We start from the raw sequence: 21,236 nt of genomic DNA, 5'->3' as shown, positions 1-21,236 counted from the left end.
GGTCAACATTTGCAAAGTCAGCCACATCGATTACTATATACAACGGAAGCAAAAATGAAAATGGTCAGTTATTTTCATGAAATTTTCAGGAAAAAGGCATTTCAATAATCAAAAAAAAATGACCATCAATTGATGATCATTTCGCCGTAAAAGACACCTTTATATTTTGTGATTTGTTTAATTATGTCGTATACTTCCTCGATTTAACGCATTAGTATGATTCCAATACGACTTCGGTTTTTTTCCACCTTTAAAAAACATAATCAAAAAAAGTACTAAGCCGTCACTAGCCCCTTCCTTTAACGCCCCACCGTCATACCCACACGAAGCGACTCCAGATAAGCCAGCACCTGCTCCCGCATATCCGGCCGCTGCAAAGCCATCTCAATGCCTGCGCGCAAATAACCGAATTTGTCCCCGATGTCATGCCGCTGCCCTTCTAAGCAAACAGCATGAATAGGCGCAGCCGCACATTTTTTGCGCAGCGCGTCGGTCAGCTGAATTTCGCCCCCGGCACCGCGATCGAGGGCTTCAAGTATTGTAAAGGTGGATGGCTCCAGTATGTAGCGGCCCATAACGGCAATCATCGATGGCGCTTCGGCTGCGGTCGGTTTTTCTACAAGATCCGCTATTTCATAGAGTGGGCCTGTATGGGCACCTGGATCAATGATGCCGTATTTTGATACGTCTTCCGGCGCGACATGCTGCACACCGATCACGTCTGTTTGTACTTGATCGTAAATGTCGATCAGCTGTTGAAGCGCCGGCTTTTCAGACACCATCAAGTCGTCGCCAAGCAGGACCGCAAAAGGCTCATCCCCGATAAACTGACGAGCGGATAAAACGGCGTGACCGAGACCGAGCGGCTCTTTTTGGCGAATGTAATGAATGTTTGCCAGATTGGAAATGTCGTGCAGCTGCTCCAGGACGTCGTTTTTCCCTTTTTCTTCAAGCGTCTGTTCAATTTCAAACGAGCGGTCAAAATGATCTTCGATGGAGCGCTTGTTGCGTCCGGTCACGATAATGATGCTTTCAATGCCAGAAGCTACCGCTTCCTCTACAATGTATTGAATGGCCGGTTTGTCTACAACCGGCAGCATTTCCTTTGGCTGCGCTTTGGTCGCGGGCAGAAAACGCGTCCCGAGTCCTGCGGCAGGTATGACGGCTTTTTTAATGTTCATATTGATTTCCTCCTGTTCGATCGAAACACCCAGAAGCGGCTGCCAATAAAGGTTACGGCCATGCCTGCGAGTGTAGCGATCATTTTACTGATGAAAAGCGGCTGTCCGCTTAATATGGTTAACAGAGCGGTGGAAATAGAAAGCCCTGCGATATTTACGGATAGAAACCGCAGCACTTCTCCTGCTTCCACCCTTCCCTTCGCTTGAAATGTCCATGAGCGGTTCCAGAAAAAGCTGTTGATCATGCCGGCACTGTAAGAAAGTACTTGTGCCGACAAGGATGGGGTGCCCACAAACCATAAGCTAAAAAAAACGATAAGATCCACCGCTGTATTTGAGGCGCCGACGATGCTGAACTTGATGAGTTCACTTATATTTCGCATAGCGTGTCACAAACTCGTTTTCGTGCTCGCTTTGATGACTGTCCCGTACAATATAAAGCGGCCGGTCCTTTGCTTCATCGTATATGCGCCCGATGTATTCTCCGATGACGCCAAGCATAATGAGCATAACCCCATTGAAAAACAACATCGTGAGCAGCAAGGAAGACCAGCCGGGGATCGTCGTTTCCGTGAAGAAACGCTGGTACAGCACGATCAAAATGGCCAGGGCACTTGCGGCTGACAGCATCATGCCAAGCAGACTGGCGAGCTTCAGCGGCTTGTAGGAAAAGGACGTCATCCCATCCATCGAAAACTTCAGCATTTTCTTCAGCGGGTATTTCGTTTCACCGGCCATCCGCTCATCCCGTTCGTATTCAATCGCCGTCTGCTTAAACCCTACCCAGCTGACAAGACCGCGCACAAAGCGGCTTTGCTCCTTCATGCCTTTCAGCTGGTCGCACACTTTCCGGTCAATAAGCCGGAAGTCGCCCGTATCGAGCGGAATATCAATATCTGTTGACGCCCGGAGGATACGATAAAAGGCTTTGGCGGTCTGCTTTTTAAAAAAGGATTCGCCATTTCGCTTTGTCCGTTTTGCGTAAACGACCTCATATCCTTCCTTCCACTTTTCAATCATATCGAGAATCAGCTCCGGCGGGTCCTGCAAATCGGCATCGATAATGACAATCGCAGCGCCGGCAGCATGATCCATGCCAGCTGTAATCGCAATCTGGTGTCCGAAGTTCCGGGAAAAATCAAGGTACTTCACGTGGCGGTCGGACAGCGCCAGCTCCTTTAAAATCTCAATGGTTGCATCACGGCTGCCATCATTGACAAACAGCAGCTCGTACGGACCGTCCACCTGCTCCATCACCGTTTTCAAGCGGCTGTATGTTTCACGGACAACGAGCTCTTCATTGTAAACCGGAATGATAATGGAATACTTCATTTCGTCACGCTCCTTCATAAACATAAAGTCCACTCCAGTCCTCCGATGTCACTTCTGTACAGTTTTCCTGAATCCATTCTGTGACCTCGCTGTTTTGTCCGCCGCCCGGACCGCCGCTCGAGGTCATGAAAAATTTCACTTCACCGTTTGCGGTCATTTCTTCAAGCTTTTGGACGGTCATCGCGGGATCAGAGCCGCCAAAGCCGCCCATTGCCAGTGCTGTGTAATCGGTATCGAGTATAATGCTGGCTGCAGAGTTCGCATTTTGAACGGCAACCAAATACGTTTCACCTGTATTGTTTTCCTCAAGATAGCTGAGAAGCTCGTCACTGATGCTGCCACCCATGCCGCCACCTCCTCCGGATGGGCGTTCACCCGTTTCTAGATCTTCAGGCACTTCGCTATTTCCATCATTAACCTGATCATCTGGCAGGTCCATTCCATCCGGCACCTCCATATCCTCAGGTATTTCCGGCCGCTCACCATCTTCTGCCATGGCCACACCACGATCGCCGAATACTCCACCGCCTGGTCCTCCTGTTGAAGCAGGTCCTGCCACCGGCATCACGCTGTTAGTCGTTCCAGCGGCCACCGGCATTGCTGCCCAGTAAGCAGGCATCACCAGCAGACCCAGCATCGCTGCGGTCCGGACGTGCTGGGCATGCTTCGTTGTGAGAAGCAGCAGCATGCATACAATTAAGCCCATCGCAATCACAACGCCGATCAGCCACGGCTGGATCGTTTCGATATTTTGATACAGTACAAACGCCTCGAACGTAAACGTGGAAAGAAGCGCGATTGGAAACAAGAACCGGCTCCAGTCCTTCTGCTCTTTGTACATACTCCAGAGCAAGGCCCCGCCAATGGCCGTTAATGCTGCAATGGCCGGTCCCATCATGCTCAAGTAATACCGGTGGAAAAAGCTTGCGATGCTGAAAAAGCCCATCATCGGCAGCAGCCACGCCAGCCAGAAAAGTGCAAATTGATGCTGCATCGTCCATGCTTTTTGCCGTTTAACGGATACGATTAAGGCAATGAGGCCGAATAAAACAAAGGGCAGCAGCCAGCTTGCCTGACCGGACATCGAGTCAGAGAACAAGCGGAAAAACCCGGCTTCTCCAATGTCTTCTCCCCCGGCACCCTGAGTGGAGTTGCTATTCAGCAGACTGCCTGATCCAGAACCGCTGTCCTTGGATTCGTCGCCCGTCAGGCGCTGAATGCCGTTGTAGCCAAAGGCAAGCTCCAGCACCGAATTTGTTTCGCTTCCGCCGATATACGGCCGGTTCTCCTCTGGTGTCAGCTGGACAGCTACTGCATACGATACCGATACACTAAACAGCACCACAGACGCCGCAATCAAATGCACGATCCGTTTTTTCCAGCTGTGCTGTGCGGCAAGCAGATAAAAAAGGTAAAAAGCCGGAACGACCATGTATGCCTGCAGCATTTTAATGTTAAAGCCGACTCCAATAAAAGCCATTGACAGGAGCAGCCAGGACCACTTTTTCTCTCTGACGGATTTCATTAACGCCCACGTCGCCAGCAGCAGGAAAAAAATCAGTAACGCATCGACATTATTGGTACGTGTCACTGCGACAAAAATCGGCGTGACCGCTAACACAAGCGAAGCCCAGCGCGCTGTTTTCTGCCCGTAAAAAGGCTTGACGATCATATACAAAATCAAAACCGACAACACGCCAGCGATGGCCTCCGGAAGAAGAACGCTCCAGTCGCTCACGCCGAAGATTTTGGCACTGACCGCCTGGAACCAAAGAGCAACGGGCGGCTTATCCACTGTAATAAAATTGCCTGAATCAAGCGATGCGTAGAAAAAGGACGTCCAATTGGTCGTCATGCTTTCCACAGCTGCTGTATAGTACGAATTCGATCCCGATTCGCCTATCTTGTAAAAATTCAATGCTGCTGAAAGCGCCAAAATCGCTGCCAGCCACGGATCAAACCGCTTCTTCATTGTCACCACACTCCATTTCTTTCTTTCGATAGTTTGAAGTGTAAACAGAATTGGTGAAAGAACGGTGAAACCTTCAACTGTTTTAAAGAGAGGTGTTAAAGAAGCCTATTTACAATGATTTGGAAAAGAGGTACACTACCGCAAATGGAGGTTTTTACATGAAACAGGAGATTCTGCAGTCTTTACTAAAAATAGAGGGGTGGGAATGTTGAGAAGCGTCTATTTAAAACCGCACAGCTTAACGTACGCTGACCGCATCTTCACTCTTACGTCCGCACCGGAAATCAGGGAAGCACTCGACCTTCATGTGGAAACAGTTGATGACACGATTGATTTTTTACAAGCAGTGCTGAAAGAGGAAGTGGATGGCCAGACCGTTTCGCGGGCTATATTCAACGAAGAAGATGAATTGATTGGCATTACGACACTTATGTTTATCGACCGGGCAAAAAAACAGTGCAGCCTTGGCACATGGATCGGCTATCCTTATTGGGGAAAGGGGTACAACTCGGCGTCTAAATATGCGATTTTAAACATGGCGTTTGAGGAATTACACCTTGAACGGGTGTTTGTTGGCGCCCGACTTGTTAATGAACGCTCCCAGCAAGCACAGAAAAAGCTGCCGTTCATCACATGGAACGTTGCGTCCAAGTATCCGGATGTACATGAAGCCTTAGAAGAAAAAGAAAAACAGCCCTGTCTTTTAAACGTCGTCCATCGATCTGACTTCCCGATGATGCGCGCGGCAAATAAAGCGGATATTCCGGCGATTCAGTCCTTGGCAAGGTGTACATGGCAAGATACATATGAGAAGCTGATCCCATTAGCAGTTCAGAATGCTTTTTTAGCAGCTGCTTACAGCGATGAAGCGCTCTTGAACCGAATCGACCGGGGTCTTTTTCTCGTTGCCATGCTTCACGATCAGATGTCAGGGTTTGCACATGCGTCTGCTTCCGGGGACGAAGCTATTCTTCATGCCCTCTACATAAATCCCAGTGCCCAGAGTCAAAAAATCGGCACGCTGCTTCTTCATCGAATTGTGAATGCAATGCCTGAAGTGAGCAGGTTCACAGCGGATGTGGAAAAAGGAAACCTGAATGGGGAGCGCTTTTATGCATCAAAGGGCTTCACCTGCATCGATGAGTTCGAGGAAAAGCTGTTCGGACATACGCTTATGACGAAAAAAATGGAGCTTCGTGTCCACTAGAAAAAGACGGCCACTTGTTGTGGCCGTCCCTTTGCACGTACGGTTATTCATGTATGGTCAAATTTCGCCGCTTCAGCTCTTCTTCTAAGAGCCGGAGAAATTCAGGGTCCAACTTTAGTTCTACCGCTTTTTTGTACGCATCGATGATAAATTGATCTGTTTGTTCAATCATGTCTGTTCTCTCCCTTTTCTTGTTACAAAGGAAGTATACCTGCCTAGCTATCTTTCTAAACCTTTAAATGTGCTATTTTTCTGTAAAACGCTCCAGCCAGTCTGCTTCTTCAATCTCATTGGAAACGTCGATGATCTTTTCCATCACCCGTTCTTTTTCCACGCCATCAAGCTTTGTCGGCTGATAGTCGTTTCGGTCTGAGCGTGAAGAAATGGAGAACGGAACGATGTCGATGTCCTGCTGCTCTGTGGCTTGTCCATCTTCGAGATGAAATGTTTGCTGAAACACAAACGAATCCTTATCAGATGGATTCCGGTTGCCTCCAAACATAAAGTTGCCGAGGCTGTAGACAATAAATTTACCGTTATATTCTTCTATTCCCTGTACAACATGCGGGTGGTGGCCGACAATGAGATCGGCGCCCGCATCAACGGTAAACTGCGCCAGTGACCGCTGTGATTCTTCAGGAACGTAGCTTCGTTCAATGCCCCAGTGGTAATGGACAACGATGATTGCCACACCGTCCTCGCGCATGGCCAAAATATCTGACTCTGCCTGATCGCGGACTTCTGCGGTATCATCCCAGCCTTCATAGCCGAGCACACCTACCTTGACTCCCCTAATTTCCGTTACGTACGTGTCGCCATAACCGGAGTAGCCGATATTCGCTTTTTCCAAATTCGTTTTTGTGTCCTCGTATCCCTTTTGCAAATAATCAAAAATATGATTATTCGCCAGATTGACCGATTCAATGCCCGCATCAGTCAAAATTTGTGTGTACGACGGATCGCCTTTAAAGCGGAATTTTTTTGCCGCCTTTTCGGTTGCATCCGTTAACGTCGTTTCTAAATTAACCGTCGACAGGTCATCGTGTTGAAAAATGCCGTCCAGGCCTTCTGTAAAATGAGCAAGACCGCTTCTCTCTACTTCATCTGGAAATGATCCTGCATACGTAAATGTTTCATCCGTTCCAAGTGTAAAGTCTCCGGCAGCACTGATCGTAATGGTTGTTTTTTCCGGCTCAGTCACCGCATCAACAATAGGTTCAGCAGCTTCTTCCAATGTATTTCCCGTAATCAAAAGATTGACCAGCAATGTAACCAGAACCGTTAAAAGCAAGCCCAAAAGCGTGAGTCTTACCCACCCCTTCAGCCTGCGCCGCTTGCGTCTCTCGGCTCTTCCATTTTCCGTCATAAAATATATAGCTCCCCTGCACTGTTTGTTCCATTATACTACATTTTCGGCACAAATAAGGGATTAATGATGCGATTCGACATTGGCAGCGGGCTTGTCCACCTCCGCCTCCACGACATCACCGATGACAACTTTTTTCGTCGGCATAATATGCTGTCCATCCGTTTGAATATCCGCTTTTACAAAGTAAATACCGTCTTCTGACATCAGCTGATCTGCGGTAAACACTCCTTCAGCTTCTTCGATAACAGCCAGTGGTTTCGACTGCTCACCATCCTGCCAGAAGAAAACCGCTACGTCGGCATCCGGAAACGTTTCTACTTGAATCCGGTCCCCCGATACCTCGATTACCGCTTTGAGCTTTTCCTCTGTGACATACTTTTGAGCGGCATCTGGATCAAGCGAGCAGCCCGCGAGCAGCAAGCTGCCCGCTAACACCCAAGTCTTCTTCATGCTGCACGGCCTCCTTTCACCTGCTTGATCACCAGGTCTAACACCCAGACAAGAATCATCGAAGCACCCGCAAGCGGGAACAACAAGCCAAGCACGATCATAAGCACAATCACTCCTTTTGCCACACGCGTACCAGGGCGTTCTGGCAAACCGTGCCGGCGTGTACGCCATAAAAGCAAGCCGCTGATGATCACCAGCACCATGCCGATGCAAACAGCGAGACCGATCAGTTTGTTGATCAAGCCGAACTGCGACCCTTTATGCAGCGTAATCCCCATTGCAATCGCTTTGCCCGCAGGACCGTAGTCGTCATACCGGTAATCAGCCAGGACTGCGCCTGAATACTGATCCATATACATCGTCACCTCGTCTTCTGCCTTCGCCGGAAACGCTGAAACGGTAAATACACCTGCTTCATCCTGTGGAATGTAAAGATCAAAGCCTGGTTTGATGCCGCGTTCTTCTGTGACCGCTACGGCGTCATCAATCGTAATCGGAATGTATTCGGTTTGAACGGATGTTGGCACCGGCAGATTTTCCGCTGCCCAGCCGACATCAGCGATCTCCTCTGCTTTTACTTCAGACAACGGGGCATCTCCAACCCAGATCGCCGGCGGATAGCCTTCACCTGAATTGGTCGCCATATTTTGCACCTGCGTTCCCCAGAAGCCGGACCACGGAAGACCAGTCATGATCAAGAAAAACATTCCGGCCGAAATCCAGACAGCCGGTACGGCATGCAAATCACGAACCAGCGTCCGGCGCCCCTTTGATAAGCGGGGTAGCAGTACACCTGACAGACTGTTTTTTTTCTTTCGCGGCCACCAGAGATAGACGCCGGTCACAAGTAAAATAATTGCCCAGCAGGCGGCTAGTTCAACAAGACGGTCGCCGATTGTACCGGCCATCAACTCTCCATGAATGTCTTCCAGCTTATTCATGATTCGGTCGTCATCCTGCAGCGTGCCGATCACCTGCATTGTATAAGGGTCAACGAAAACCGTTTTCGATACGCCTTCATCCATAATGCCGATTTCTGTCGAGCGTTCTGCCGATTCACCCGACCGGTAGCGTGTCACCGCTGCATCAGGATACTGTGCCTGTACAGCAGAAATTAAATGGCTGGCTGGCATTGCCTCTGACTTTGGCGTCACGTCATACCAGTCTTCATACAGCTTGTGTTCAATCTCTGCTTTAAATAAATAAACGCCGCCTGTGATCGCCAGCACAAGCAAAAACGGCGCAAAAAGAATGCCCGCATAAAAGTGCCACCGCCAAATCCATTGATACGATCCTCGTTTTGTATCCATTCTATCGCCCCTTCAGCTCCATTGTTCAGCTAACGTCTGATTTTCCCATTCGGATCATGCTAACACTGGATTATACAGACTGTTTGTGAATAAAGTATGAAAGAAAAATGAAAAAACGCCTGCTTATGAAGAAGCAGACGTTTTACGCAAGCGGCTCATACAAATCGTTATAATCGTAAATGCAGTAAAGCTTAAAAAAGGTATCGTAATGAAGCTAAGCACGTTAATATACTCTCCGGAGCACGGGACACCGCTCGTACACATTTCAAACTGCTTCATCGCCGGCACCTTTTGCAGCGCATAATGGTACCCGGATATCCCCATGCCGATTGCACTAAGCGGCAGGACATACCGGTAAATGCGGGAATCATTCCAATAAAACGCAAGACCCAGCACCAGCGTGAGCGGGTACATCAGGATGCGTTGATACCAGCACATCGTACAAGGGACGAATCCAAGCTGATCACTGAAAAACAGGCTGCCGAGCGTGGCTGTAATAGCGGTCAGCCAGGCGGCAAGAAGCGTTTTATTCAGCATCGGCCGCTTCCTCGTCCACCATATCCACCAGGTCTTCAAATGAGTTCCCTTTAAACTCCTTGCCGTTTACAAAAAGAGTCGGCGTCCCGGACACACCAAGCTGCTTGGCCGTTTCCGTGTCCTTTTCCCAGGCTGACATGGATCCTTCCGCTTCCACAACTGCCATGACACTCGCCACTTCCTCCTCTGTTGCGATTTCAGCGAGCGTTTCCTTTAAGAAGTCATTCGTATACAGGTCCACTTGCTCAAACGATAAATCAGACGGCTGTTTTTCATACATTAAATGATGAAATTCCCAAAAACGGTCACTTCCAAGTGCCTGAAACACCGCTTCCGCAAACTGGGCCGACCGGTTGGAATCAACATTAATAAACGAATAGTTCATGAAGTAAAATTTCGCTTTGCCTGTCTGTACAAGCTCTTCATCGATCATTGGGAAAAAGGAATCATTAAAGTCCTTGCAGACTGGACATTTATAGTCACCAAACTCCACAATTGACACCGGTGCCGCCTCTTCTCCTATAAACGGCTCATTGTCAAATTGAATGTCTGCACGCGTCTCCGTCAAATTTGATAAAAACAGAACCCCTGCCATACACACCGCAAAAAAACCAACAACCCAAAAAACACCTTTAGCCAATTTTAGCCACTCCTTCATACTACATTGTGTAGTGTTATCATGTAAAAAGAAGTCATTTACGACAGTGCGTAAATGAACAAAAAACAAATTGCCGCAAAAACAGCCAGTGAAACAAAAGCGGAACGCACCGGTATACACAGTGGCCGGCTGGATCGCGGATCAAGCAGAAAACGGATCCGTTCGTTGACTGACGTATCTGCAAACGACACACAGGAAAACGGCATAGACAACTGGCCTCCCGCTTTGATCATTTTAATCAATGCGCTGCCAATCGGCGCTGATGAGCCATTTCGCTCAATGGCATACGCATCTGCCAGCAGCTCTTTTGAACGCCGGTACTGATCACTCACCCACGATAAAATCGGCATATACCACAAAACAGAAGCCGACATGGACAGAATAAACACCTTGAGCGGATCACGATTTGACCGGTGGTACAGCTCGTGATACACAACCGCTTCAAATTCTTCCTCAGACAGCATTTCCTTTAAGCCGGTCGACAGTACAACAGCCGGACGGAAAAAACCCATCGTCACAGCAATCGGTGCCGGGTAGGAAATCACTTTAATGTCTGCCTCATACCGTTCTGTCCATTCGTCCGTCAGCGGGCGCATCGTATAGCTTTCAAACAGCTTCTTCATGCGTGATGACTGAACCCATTGCACACCCAGCTTCCAAAAAAACAGACATAATGTTGTAAACACAAGGGCATCCAGCGCATATTTCAGTGATGTGAAGCCAATGCTTTTCAGCACACTGTGGCAGACGATCACAAGGTTAAACCGCACGTCCCATCCCGCTGCCACTGACACAGCGTACAGCACCATTTGCGATAAAAGAATGCCCGATGCCAGGAAGCTTAGAATAAAAAGTCCTTTTGTTTGACGAGTCGACATTATGATGACGGTTCCTTTTTCCAGTCTTTGATTTTCTGCTCCAGCTGGGCGACTAACGCCTCATCCGCTTCATCAAGCGCCTCAATCATATGGCTGACGACGACGCTGCCGAATTCATCCATCAGCTCCTGCGTCATTTCCTTCGATTGTGTGTTCACAAATTCTTCCCGGGACTGCACCGGACTGAAAATCGATGCCCGGCCTTCTGTGCGCTTGATCAAGATACCTTTATCTACGAGGCGGTTCATCACTGTCATCACTGTATTAAAATTGGTCGATTTTTCTTTTTCAAGCTCGTGCTGAACGTCTTTAATCGAACGCTCCCCCTGCCAGAGCACGTCCATAATCTTTGCTTCAAGCGGGCCGAAAAAACGATTCAAGCCGCGTTCGTTTCGTTTAAATAATTGAATTTTCATCAGCCGCCTCCTCACATTACTCATTGTAGTGCTCAGCCAGTTCTTCGTCAAGACACCGTTTCATGACAATTATGTTTCAATGAAAACAAGAAAAAAGCCGAACTGTGCAGCTCGGCTTTTCAAAATGAATAAGGTCTCAGGATTATGTCATGTTGGAGTACCGCCAAAACCGGTTGGCGGCAGGCGGGGCAAGACGCTCAAGTCCTCTTGTTTCAGAACGATGCAGCGGCTTCCAGTCTCCGTTTTCATGCTTTAAATAAATCTCATGATGCGGTGCTTCATCGTGCTCGCCGCTAATATCAATGAAGCCGTTCGGGTAAAAGCCGGCGTACAGTTCGTACACAATATCAGGCGATGGCATGAGCGGATTGCCGACGGAATGCTCCAGCAAAAACGATACTTTTTCTTCATCCGTTTGCACCTGTTTAATAACAATCCCTTCATCCGATGCCGTTTCGCGCTCGACCAGCTCCTTATTGACGGTGTACCCCTCTGACGCTCCGACATCACGCTTCAGCGACACTTCACCGCTGCTGACAGAAATCTCTGCGCGTGTCCGGTACCGGTCTGCTTCCGGATCAAACGTGCGCCCGTCTCCAGTAAAGTAGCGCATTTTCGACAGGACATTCGGATTCTCCACCCACTCGTCCTCCAAAAATGTCGTGTAGCGGAGACGGTAGTTCAGCGGCTTGATTGGCATACGGCCATTTAACTGGTCCGAGGGGCGGCCAATGTCTTTCCCCATTAAAAACGTTTCGACGAGGATGTCGTCTTCATCCTTCGTTACTTTCAGCAAATCAATTGCCCGGGCCAGTAATGACGGCTGTTCCGTTTCTTCTTCATCCCCAACTTCCAGCGGACGGATGCCCTTGATGCCATAAACGTACTGCTCGTCCATGTCAATATGCCGGTCTTGAAAAGCGGGCTCTGTCACGGTCCCAGCGTACTCGTCATTGCGGAATATCTCATACTCTTCAATGCCGCGGATCGGCTCCCACACAAGCGAGATGAGTCCTTCTTCAATAACCGTCGTGACGATAAGCTCTTGAAGCGGAATGTCTGCATTTTTTTCTTCACGCTCAACGGCTGTGGCGGTTTGAATTTTGATGGTGCCTGTTCCTTTTAACGTGTAAGAGTAGATCGTACCGGGTTCGAGTCCGTTGTCCGTAAACGATTTTCCGCTCCCGCTGTACAGCTCTTTTCCGTCTTTAAACACCTGGACAGATCCATCATGTTCCCAGTGGATTGAAATGCGGTCGGGCGTCTGGCTGATAGAAATAAGTTTCATGCATAAGCCACCTTTCTTTTCCATTCTCTACCCCGTTTCGTTCTTCTTAAAAACGCAAAAGAAAAGAAGCCTCCTGCTCAGCTTTTTTTCTGACCTGCTTTGATCAAAGCAGCAATTAAGATGAGAAGAGGCACACCTAGAAACAATCCAAGTCCAAAAGTGTAAAGTCCTTCTTCGATCATGAACGGTCATCCAGCTTTTTTTCGATTCGTTCCAGCTGACTGGATCGTCTTTTCCAGCCTTTTACACCGATCCAGATAAGGACAACCGGCACGATTAGCCCGAGCAGCATCATAATTTGAAAAAGGACGTCACCTGTATTTATTTCACTCATTTCAAAAAAACCTCCATTGTTTTCCTTTTAGTATACAAGTTTTTTCCAAAACAAAAAAGCCCCGGCTGCTGGGGCTTTTTTGTTTTTATTCATTAATGCAACGGCATCTTGTCAACACCGAGATCTTCAAGCTCAGTTTCCGCATCTTCTATTAAGCTTTCTGCTTGCTCTTTCGTTTCCTCATCTAACCCTTCAAGCACTGCACCACCGCCGAGGCCATGTCCTCCTTTGCCTCCATGACCGCCGCGTCCGCCGTGCTCAGGCATTTCGATACCGAGTGCTTCTAGCTGTGCATCAGCTTCTTCACGCGTGATTTCTTCATTCCGCATTTGCTCCATAATGGCTTCTGCTTTTGCTTTTGTTTCTTCATCTAAATCGGCAAACAAATCTCCTTTACCGCCGCCTTCATTGATGTCAACGCCGAGAGCGGTCAATTGCTCCTCTGCTTCATCGTGCGTGATCGTCCCTTCTTCAACCTGTGCAAGAATTTCGTCCGCTTTCAACTGTGTTTCTTCATCCAGACCGGCTGCTTCCACGTCCTGTGTTAAGTGGCCGAGTCCCTTGCCCTGTCCACGCTCAGGCATTGTCACACCAAGTGCTTCTAGCTGTTCCTTCGCCTCAGCCTCTGTGATCTCGCCCGCTTTTTGCTGCTCCATAATGGCTTCCGCCTTCGCTTTTGTGTCTTCGTCCAAATTCGCGAACCGGTCGCCTTTTTCCGGAAGCTCTACGCCAATCGCTTCAAGCTTTGTCCGCAAGTTTTCCATTACACTTTCCACTTTTGTTTTCGTTTCATCATCAAGGGCTGTACTGCTTGCTGCAAGTGCTGGCAGACCCGCTGCTCCGAGCACACCAAGTGATAAAGCGCCCGTCATGACTACATTCCATACTTTTTTCTTCATCTGTTTTCCTCCTTTAATGTAGCGGGCAATTTCCTGCCCTTCTTGTACTGTAACCGGCTTTGGTGAAAAACCGGTGAAAGCTTATTCGCTTTGTGAAGATAATGTCATGTTGATCGTTTCCTGCTGTCCGTCACGGTAAACCGTCACCGTTACTTTGTCTCCAATCTCCGCTTCGTTGTACAAATATTTGCGGAAGTCAGCTGTGCTTGTCACATTTCGGTCCCCGATCTTTACGATCACATCTCCTGCTTCGAAACCGGCTTCCGCTGCGGCTGAACCGGTTTCCACCTGCGAAATAACGGTTCCTTCCGTTACTGTTTCAGGAAGATTCAGCTGATTTTGTGTAATCTGGCGGGAAAGCGCGCTGACGTCTTCAAGTCCAACACCGAGATACGGCCGCTCCACTTCACCATTTGTCATTAACTCTTCGATCACTGGAATAGCGTCTTCTGTCGGAATGGCAAACCCGAGACCTTCTACACCGTCTTCGGCAATTTTCAAGCTGTTAATGCCGATCACTTGTCCAGCACTGTTAATCAATGCGCCGCCGCTGTTGCCCGGATTAATCGCAGCATCCGTTTGAATGACGTTCAGCTCCCATTCGCCGGCTGACGTTGACACCGGCACACTCCGGTCAATCCCGCTGACAATGCCCTCAGTCACCGAGCTGGACAAATCAAGCCCGAGCGGATTTCCTATCGCCGCAACCTGTTCACCGAGCTTTAAGGCACTTGAATCACCAAAGTCGGCTACTTCTGTCACATGGCTGCTTGAAATTTGCAGCACAGCCAGGTCTGTCAATGCATCTGTTCCGACTACCTCGGCATCAACCCGCTCACCGCTAGCAAGCGCCACTTCAACGGTATCCGCTCCTTCTACCACATGATTATTTGTCACAATGTAGCTCGTGTCCTCACCCTTTTTAAAAATAACACCCGATCCCGTTCCTGCTTCTGTTTCTTCCGCTGCTTCGTCTGTTGTATCCATCGGCTGGCCGCCAAACGGATTGTACTGCTCCTGCGCCTGTAAATTCACAACCCCTACAACCGCTTCGTCTATAGCATCAATCGCTGAAACAAGATCCGTCTGTGATGCGGCTGTGGATGAAGCGGGCTGTACGGTAATGTCGCTTGAAGAAGCCACTCCTTCTGTTTCAGCTGTCGTTGCGTTTGTTTCGAGCAGTGAGGGAGCCATGTAAAACATCATCGTTCCGCCGGCAAGCATGCCTGTAAAAGAGGCAGCAGCTGTTTTCATTAATCCGCTTTTTCCTTTTTTCTCCTGGCCTTGTGTCGGTGTATAGCGTTCTTCTGTTTCCATCTATAATCGCTCCTTTTGGGTATTGGTTTTCTTGATTGACTTTATTGTAAAAAAGAAAAGTGAAAAGACGGTGAAAGAGAGAGCTTTTGATTGAATGAGGTAGATTAACGCTGATAAAGTTTATTTATCGCCGGTATGGTGTGAGCGATCGCTGATAAAATCAACATATCAGCGTTAGATCCCAAGATATCAGCGCTTTTTTCAATTTACCGGCGATACGTCTGTGTCCCTCCTTTGCTACATAAAAAAAGCCGAACGCTGCCATGCGATACATTTCGCAGGAACATTCGGCTCTTTCGATTGGTGATTACATTCTTTTTGTTCCATCTTGCTGATCTGTCGGCAGTTGTACGGTAAAGGTGCTTCCGTTACCGGGTTCACTTTTAACCGCTATCGTTCCGCCATGAATGCCGGCGATCCATTTAGCGATCGATAAACCGAGTCCGTGACCACCGACCGTGCGGGTACGCGACTTGTCAGAGCGGAAGAAGCGGTCAAAAATGCGGGACTGGTCCTCCGCGTCAATCCCGATGCCTTCATCTGAGACGCTCATGGTCCAGTGCCGGTCGCGTTGAGACAGCATCACTTTCACCTGTCCACCGTCCGGCGAATATTTCACGGCATTATCCAGCAAAATATACAGCAGCTGCTTTAGCCGTGCACGGTCTCCGTTTACAAAAAGCGGTGCCGGTCCTTCAAGAAAAAGCGACACACCTGCCGAGTCCGCGTACGGTGTCAGCGATTCAATCACCTGTGCCGCTTCCTTCTCCATATCCAGCTCCTCCACGGTCCGTTCAACACTGCCCGAATCCGCCCGTGCCAGCACAAGCAGATCACTGACAAGCCCTGTCATTCGCTTTACCTCCGACTTCATGTTCCGGAGCAGCTTCCCGGCAAACGGATCTTCCTCAACCCCGTCTGTCATTTCCAGTGCGTCGATTGAAGACAGCATGACACTGAGCGGGGTGCGCAATTCATGAGACGCATCCCCGACAAACTCTTTTTGCCGCTGAAATGCCGTTGAAATCGGCCCCATTGCTTTTTTCGACATCATAAAGCTAAGCCATACCGCTACACCCGCAAACAACACAGCCAGACTGACGAGGACAATAAGCAGCCATGTAAACAGCTGATAGGCAAACGAAATGTCTTTTCCAATATAAATCATGCCGACAAACTGGCCGTTATAAAAAATCGGGCTGCCGTCGACCATTAGACGAACCGTGTCTGATTTAGGCGATTCATCAATTTCCCGTCCGCCAATGCGCCGTTCATCAAATGTGACTTCCAGTGTTTCTTCGCGAATCTGGTTTCGCTCCGGCACCCAGCCGGACACCAGCTCAAACAGTTCCTCGCGCATATGCGGCAATGTTTCACCGCCCATCACAAAATCCCCGTTCTCATCCGTCACATAATAGAAAAACTGGTCCACCCCTGCCAGAACAAGCTCCTGGCTCCCAAGGCCCTGCAGTTCATTCCGTGCACTTTCAGCTAAATAATCGCTGATAATACGCGTTTCCTGACGGGTTAAGTTTTCAAGCTCCCGGTGCTGGTCACGTAAAATCACAACATATAATAACGTATACACGACCACAATAAACAAAATAAGAAACAGCATAATCAGCCCGCTGTACTGCATGGTCAGACGCCGCTGGGTTGTTTGAAACAGGTCGCTGCTGCGCTTAAACCGCTTCAGAATATTACTCTTCAACTTTATACCCGACGCCGCGCACACTTTGGACAATGTCCGGACGGCTGAATACATCGAGCTTTTTGCGCAGCAGCTTCACAGTTGCGTCGATGGTTTTCGCTGTTACATCAGCGTCGTAGCCCCAGATCCGGTCCAGCATAACGTCACGTGTCAGCACCTGTCCCTTGTTTTGAACAAGCAGATCAAGCAGCTGAAATTCACGCGGACTTAATTGAATCGATTGGCCGTCCATCTGAATCGTCTGGCCGTTCCGGTTTAATTCCACTCCTTGAATGGACACCGTTTCTTCGACAATTGGAGCATAATTACGGCGGGTAAGTGCCCGAAGACGTGCCAGCAGCTCATCAATTTCAAACGGCTTTACTAAGTAATCATCCGCACCGGCATCCAGACCGACAACACGGTCCTCCACCGCATCCTTTGCTGTCAGCATTAAAATCGCACCGCCATATCCTTCTTTTCGTAAATCGCGGCATACATCGACGCCGTCCCCGTTCGGCATCATCCAGTCCAGCACGAGCACATCATAGTGAACAGAAGACGCATAGTCGTACGCGTCCTCACCCGTTTTCACCCACTCCACCTGATAACCGCCTTTTTTCTTCAGCATAAAGCTAATTAATTCCCCAAGCTGTAAATCATCTTCTGCAAGCAGTATATTCATCCGGTCCACTTCCTTTCGCTTCTTCTGTTATACCATGTTTTAATGAAAAATTAGTGAAAAAAAAGACGCCTCATCGGGACGTCTCGATTCTCACGTATAAGCAGACGGCAGCTCAATCGTAAACGTCGTACCCTCGTTCACGACAGATTCCACCTTGATTGTCCCGTTGTATTGTTCCACAATCGTAAAACAAACCATTAAACCGAGACCGGTTCCATCCTCTTTGGTCGAATAAAAGGGCTCGCCTATTTTCCGCAATACGTGCTCCGGCATGCCTTTTCCTTCATCTGCTATGAGAATCCGAACCGTCTCCCCATCCGATTGAACAGATGTGCGAATGACGCCCCCATTATCCATCGCTTCAGTTGCGTTTTTAATCAAATTAATGAATACCTGCTTCATTTGCCCCGCGTTGCACCGGATAAAACACGCCGGTTCAATCGCTTTATATTGAATATCGATTTTGCGCATGACCGCCTGAGGCTGCAGCAAAATACACACATCCCGGACCATTTTCCCCGCATCACACACTTCAATCTCAAGCGACACCGGCTTTCCAAGCACCATCAGCTCGCTGGCAATCGTTTCGATCCTGTCAATTTCGTCTTCAATAATAGTGTAATAGGCTTCATGCATGACATCTTCCTGCGCCAGCTTCATAAATCCTTTGATCGATGTGAGCGGATTGCGGATTTCATGGGCAATCGAAGCGGCCAGCTGTCCGGCGAGGCTCAGCTTTTCTGCTTTGATCGTAAGCTGACGATTTGCTTTTCGATCGTCGATGCTCCGAATGATCAGAATAACGGTAAAATCATTCAGCATATCATGAGAAAACGGAAAGACTGCGAGCTCTATATCCACTATTCGACCCGTCAATGTAACCATTTTCATTTCCACAAGAGGCACTTGTTCGTTTCTTTCCATTTTCTGTGCCCGCGCTTGAATAAGGGGATGCTCGTCCGGATGAAAAAAACGCATGACACTTTTTGACGTTAAATCGTATGCGCCGCATTCGAGCAGCTCTTTCGCCATCTTATTCCAGTATAAAATGTGAAATTTCCGGACGATCAACACCGCATCCGGCATTTTTTCAATAACATTTTGATAATGATGCATTTTTTCTTTTAAGTTTTCTTCTATAAACAGAGATGGCATATGGAGATCGTTTTGATAATACATAGAGGCCATTAATTCATCATCTGTCATCACGTAAGAGTGGCCTTTCATTAAGCCGATCGCCATATTGGCAGAAATCTCTTTGCTGCTATAAGAACACACACAGAAGATTTGAAAAGGCTTCAGTAATTCATCCGACTTTTGTTCATACAAAGGGATTTCGTTAGTATGATCCGTTGACTGATGCCAGAGCACTTTACTCCAAATGCGGATCGGTTTTCCGGCTTGTTTATAAAAATGAACGGTTTCCTGAACGTTCTCAAGGACCGTTTCAATATCAAATGACTGGTGAGTTCCGTAAAAGGTACGATGATCGGTAAAGACAATGGCTTCTATTTGTGAAGAAGAAAATCTTTTTTTGTAAAGTCGGTGCTTCATTTCCTCATACATGTCCGGTGACTCCAGTAAAATAACGGCATGATTCAACTCAAGCCCCTTTGCGAGAAAGGTGCACGCGTTATCCAAATACTTTTTCTCATCTTCATATAAATACAAAAAGTGTGCACCACTCGTGACTTCCATGTTTTGTGTTAAAGCGACTTTTGGGTGCACCCTGTCATTTGTCCGTTCCAAGCTCAATCCCTCATTCTTATTCATCTTTTTTCGACCTATTGTACCACGTACAGTTTTTTCCGTATATATAGATCTTTATACCTAAAAACTATACATTTTGAAAGAGTTCTATTAAAATAACGAAAAGGATGTGATGAATTGAAAGCTTCTAAATTCCGGCTGATCTTCCGGGTTGTTCTTATACTATTTGCGCTCGTTTACGGTGTTTCCGCTTTCCCGGATGGCTGGAGCCGTTTTGCTCTGCTTGTCGCTGTTATTGCTGGATTTATGACATTTGAAGAGGTGTTTATGAAAAAGGCCGGGAAAAAAGAACGAACTTTCTTTGTTGTTTTATTTGCTCTTACTTTTTTTCTAACCTTTTATTTTGTTTTTTTAGCATAAAGAAAACCGCCCCGGAAAAGGCGGTTTTTGTTATTTTTCTTGTTGATTTAAATAGTCGTTTAACTGCTTGAACAGCAAGTGCAGTCCTCCGCTGGCGATCGCAATGGCAATAATGAATGTGACAAACATAAGAAGAAATAAATCCATTTTTCGCTTTACGCCCCTCTCACTTAATCTACGTTGAGATCAGTATAACGCGGGGCGGTTACATACAGATGACAATGGCATTAAATTACATTACGATTCGGTTAAAGCGTGAAATATAACGCCGTCTCGATCATAGAAAAAAAGCCGCCTGCAGCAGACGGCTTTTTCCTTATTCCAACTCCACCTGCTTCGTTTCGCGTCCGAGCAGCGCTAGTACAATTACGCCGATCACAATGCTAATGCAGAACAAACCGAAAATAAAACCGATGGACTGCCCAGCTGCGATCAAAGAGCCAACGAGCAGCGGACCTAAAATGCCGCCAATCCGGCCGACAGAGGCCGCCATTCCAGACCCCGTGCCGCGAATAACAGCCGGATATTGCTCTGGCGTATAAGCGTACAGCGCCCCCCATGCACCGAGGTTGAAAAAGGACAAAAACATGCCGGACCCAATCAGCATCGCGGTTGATTCTGCATTGCCGAAGACGAGCGCTGATGCGGCTGTTCCGAGCAGATACGTGACCAAAACGAATTTCCGCCCTGCCCGTTCAATGAGCCATGCAGCGGTAAAATAGCCGGGCAGCTGCGCAAGCGTCATAATAAGGACATATTCAAAGCTTTTAATTAAGTCGAAGCCCTTCAGCACCATCACACTCGGCAGCCAAAGAAACATCCCATAATACGAAAACACAACCGTAAACCAGACAGTCCAAAGCACAAGCGTCGAACGGGCATGCTTTTTAGACCAGACATCACGAATGTTTTGTGCGATGGTTCGTTTCTCTGCTTTTTTTGGTGAAAACGCCGGTGAATCGGGCAGCTTCAGCCGTAAGTACAGCGCGTAAAATGCCGGAAGAGCTCCGATAATGAGTGCCGCCTGCCAGCCGTACGACGGGATGACAAAATAAGAAATAAGAGCGGCAAGCAGCCAGCCGAACGCCCAGAAGCTTTCAAGCAGCACGACAACACGGCCCCGGTCCTTCGCCGGAACACTTTCCGACACAAGAGTAGACGCAACCGGCAATTCGCCGCCCAACCCCATCCCAACGAAAAAGCGCAATAGTAAAAAGGCAAAAAGCGTCGTGGTAAAGGCGGATAATCCGCTGGCGACTGAAAACAAAAGCAGTGTAATGATGAAAATGTTTTTCCGTCCGATTCGGTCTGCATAAATACCGAAGACGAGGGCGCCGACAGCCATGCCAATTGAATTGACGCTGCCAATCCAGCCCATCTGCTCCGGTGTCAGTGCCCATTCAGCTGCAAGTGCGGCAATAATAAACGACAGCATGCCTACGTCCATGGCATCGAACATCCAGCCGAGTCCTGCTACACCAAGCAGTTTTTTCTGCGAAATTGTTTTTTCTGACATTGATTTTAGATCCCCTGTCTTTACAGATGTGATTACTACACCACTATAGTCAATCCTTGCCGAAAAA

Annotated in this window: 22 protein-coding genes; 2 read left to right on the top strand and 20 right to left on the bottom strand. The window is 48.1% G+C overall.

The window, feature by feature from the left end:
* Positions 1 to 299: 299 nt before the first annotated feature.
* The 4 genes from galU to BW952_RS11295 are packed head-to-tail and all read right to left on the bottom strand — an operon-like array spanning position 300 to position 4,485.
* Positions 300 to 1,187, bottom strand: coding sequence for a UTP--glucose-1-phosphate uridylyltransferase GalU (gene galU / locus BW952_RS11310; protein WP_269430714.1), 888 nt, complete (start codon positions 1,185 to 1,187; stop codon positions 300 to 302).
* Entirely contained in the window at positions 1,178 to 1,564 is a 387-nt protein-coding gene (locus BW952_RS11305) for a GtrA family protein (protein WP_045849202.1), read from the bottom strand. Before BW952_RS11305 ends, galU begins: the two co-directional genes overlap by 10 nt.
* On the bottom strand, positions 1,548 to 2,537 hold the full coding sequence (locus BW952_RS11300) for a glycosyltransferase family 2 protein (protein ID WP_231581257.1): 990 nt from the start codon (positions 2,535 to 2,537) through the stop codon (positions 1,548 to 1,550). The genes BW952_RS11305 and BW952_RS11300 overlap by 17 nt, the downstream gene beginning before the upstream one ends.
* Positions 2,518 to 4,485, bottom strand: a complete 1,968-nt coding sequence (locus tag BW952_RS11295; RefSeq protein ID WP_045849201.1) for an ArnT family glycosyltransferase — start codon at positions 4,483 to 4,485, stop codon at positions 2,518 to 2,520. The genes BW952_RS11300 and BW952_RS11295 overlap by 20 nt, the downstream gene beginning before the upstream one ends.
* Positions 4,486 to 4,690: 205 nt before the next feature.
* Between BW952_RS11295 and BW952_RS11290 the strand changes: the two genes are divergently transcribed.
* Complete coding sequence (locus tag BW952_RS11290) at positions 4,691 to 5,692, top strand: GNAT family N-acetyltransferase (protein WP_076496292.1); 1,002 nt, start codon at positions 4,691 to 4,693, stop codon at positions 5,690 to 5,692.
* Between the two features lie 43 nt (positions 5,693 to 5,735).
* Here BW952_RS11290 and sda read toward each other — a convergent pair whose 3' ends face one another.
* From sda to BW952_RS11220, 15 genes are all read right to left on the bottom strand, one after another.
* A complete protein-coding gene (gene sda, locus BW952_RS11285) occupies positions 5,736 to 5,864 on the bottom strand; it encodes a sporulation histidine kinase inhibitor Sda (protein WP_082084511.1) in 129 nt (42 codons plus the stop codon).
* A gap of 72 nt (positions 5,865 to 5,936) precedes the next feature.
* Positions 5,937 to 7,058, bottom strand: coding sequence for a CapA family protein (locus BW952_RS11280; RefSeq protein WP_045849200.1), 1,122 nt, complete (start codon positions 7,056 to 7,058; stop codon positions 5,937 to 5,939).
* Positions 7,059 to 7,121: 63 nt separating this feature from the next.
* The gene (locus tag BW952_RS11275; protein ID WP_045849199.1) at positions 7,122 to 7,511 is read right to left on the bottom strand and encodes a hypothetical protein; all 390 of its coding nucleotides are present in this window, start codon (positions 7,509 to 7,511) and stop codon (positions 7,122 to 7,124) included.
* Complete coding sequence (locus tag BW952_RS11270) at positions 7,508 to 8,821, bottom strand: PepSY-associated TM helix domain-containing protein (protein WP_045849198.1); 1,314 nt, start codon at positions 8,819 to 8,821, stop codon at positions 7,508 to 7,510. Before BW952_RS11270 ends, BW952_RS11275 begins: the two co-directional genes overlap by 4 nt.
* Before the next feature lie 123 nt (positions 8,822 to 8,944).
* Positions 8,945 to 9,355, bottom strand: coding sequence for a disulfide oxidoreductase (locus tag BW952_RS11265; protein ID WP_045849273.1), 411 nt, complete (start codon positions 9,353 to 9,355; stop codon positions 8,945 to 8,947).
* Positions 9,348 to 9,998 carry a DsbA family protein gene (locus BW952_RS11260; protein ID WP_052698327.1) on the bottom strand — a complete coding sequence of 217 codons (651 nt, stop codon included), beginning with the start codon at positions 9,996 to 9,998 and terminating at the stop codon, positions 9,348 to 9,350. Before BW952_RS11260 ends, BW952_RS11265 begins: the two co-directional genes overlap by 8 nt.
* Positions 9,999 to 10,054: 56 nt before the next feature.
* Positions 10,055 to 10,894: a M56 family metallopeptidase gene (locus tag BW952_RS11255; RefSeq protein WP_045849196.1), complete on the bottom strand. Its 840-nt coding sequence runs from the start codon at positions 10,892 to 10,894 to the stop codon at positions 10,055 to 10,057.
* Positions 10,894 to 11,310: a BlaI/MecI/CopY family transcriptional regulator gene (locus BW952_RS11250; RefSeq protein WP_045849195.1), complete on the bottom strand. Its 417-nt coding sequence runs from the start codon at positions 11,308 to 11,310 to the stop codon at positions 10,894 to 10,896. Before BW952_RS11250 ends, BW952_RS11255 begins: the two co-directional genes overlap by 1 nt.
* A 142-nt stretch (positions 11,311 to 11,452) precedes the next feature.
* The gene (locus tag BW952_RS11245) at positions 11,453 to 12,598 is read right to left on the bottom strand and encodes a DUF3238 domain-containing protein (protein ID WP_045849194.1); all 1,146 of its coding nucleotides are present in this window, start codon (positions 12,596 to 12,598) and stop codon (positions 11,453 to 11,455) included.
* 178 nt (positions 12,599 to 12,776) lie between these two features.
* Positions 12,777 to 12,932, bottom strand: coding sequence for a hypothetical protein (locus BW952_RS19460; RefSeq protein ID WP_156149400.1), 156 nt, complete (start codon positions 12,930 to 12,932; stop codon positions 12,777 to 12,779).
* 92 nt (positions 12,933 to 13,024) lie between these two features.
* Entirely contained in the window at positions 13,025 to 13,831 is an 807-nt protein-coding gene (locus BW952_RS11240) for a hypothetical protein (RefSeq protein WP_045849193.1), read from the bottom strand.
* An 81-nt stretch (positions 13,832 to 13,912) separates the two neighbouring features.
* On the bottom strand, positions 13,913 to 15,148 hold the full coding sequence (locus BW952_RS11235; protein ID WP_045849192.1) for a S1C family serine protease: 1,236 nt from the start codon (positions 15,146 to 15,148) through the stop codon (positions 13,913 to 13,915).
* 307 nt (positions 15,149 to 15,455) lie between these two features.
* Positions 15,456 to 16,859 carry a sensor histidine kinase gene (locus BW952_RS11230; RefSeq protein ID WP_052698326.1) on the bottom strand — a complete coding sequence of 468 codons (1,404 nt, stop codon included), beginning with the start codon at positions 16,857 to 16,859 and terminating at the stop codon, positions 15,456 to 15,458.
* Positions 16,849 to 17,523: a response regulator transcription factor gene (locus BW952_RS11225; RefSeq protein ID WP_045849191.1), complete on the bottom strand. Its 675-nt coding sequence runs from the start codon at positions 17,521 to 17,523 to the stop codon at positions 16,849 to 16,851. The genes BW952_RS11230 and BW952_RS11225 overlap by 11 nt, the downstream gene beginning before the upstream one ends.
* Before the next feature lie 90 nt (positions 17,524 to 17,613).
* Positions 17,614 to 19,272 carry an ATP-binding protein gene (locus tag BW952_RS11220; protein WP_052698325.1) on the bottom strand — a complete coding sequence of 553 codons (1,659 nt, stop codon included), beginning with the start codon at positions 19,270 to 19,272 and terminating at the stop codon, positions 17,614 to 17,616.
* Positions 19,273 to 19,410: 138 nt separating this feature from the next.
* Between BW952_RS11220 and BW952_RS11215 the strand changes: the two genes are divergently transcribed.
* Complete coding sequence (locus BW952_RS11215; protein ID WP_045849190.1) at positions 19,411 to 19,653, top strand: hypothetical protein; 243 nt, start codon at positions 19,411 to 19,413, stop codon at positions 19,651 to 19,653.
* Between the two features lie 316 nt (positions 19,654 to 19,969).
* Here the strand turns inward: BW952_RS11215 and BW952_RS11210 are convergent, their stop codons facing one another.
* Positions 19,970 to 21,169: an MFS transporter gene (locus BW952_RS11210; RefSeq protein ID WP_045849189.1), complete on the bottom strand. Its 1,200-nt coding sequence runs from the start codon at positions 21,167 to 21,169 to the stop codon at positions 19,970 to 19,972.
* Positions 21,170 to 21,236 lie beyond the last annotated feature (67 nt).

This window comes from Domibacillus enclensis (genome assembly GCF_900156125.1).
GTDB classification, from domain to species: Bacteria; Bacillota; Bacilli; order Bacillales; family Domibacillaceae; genus Domibacillus; species Domibacillus enclensis.
The sequence above is the reverse complement of the archived record's forward strand: the minus strand, read 5'-3'. Positions and strand labels throughout refer to the sequence as shown.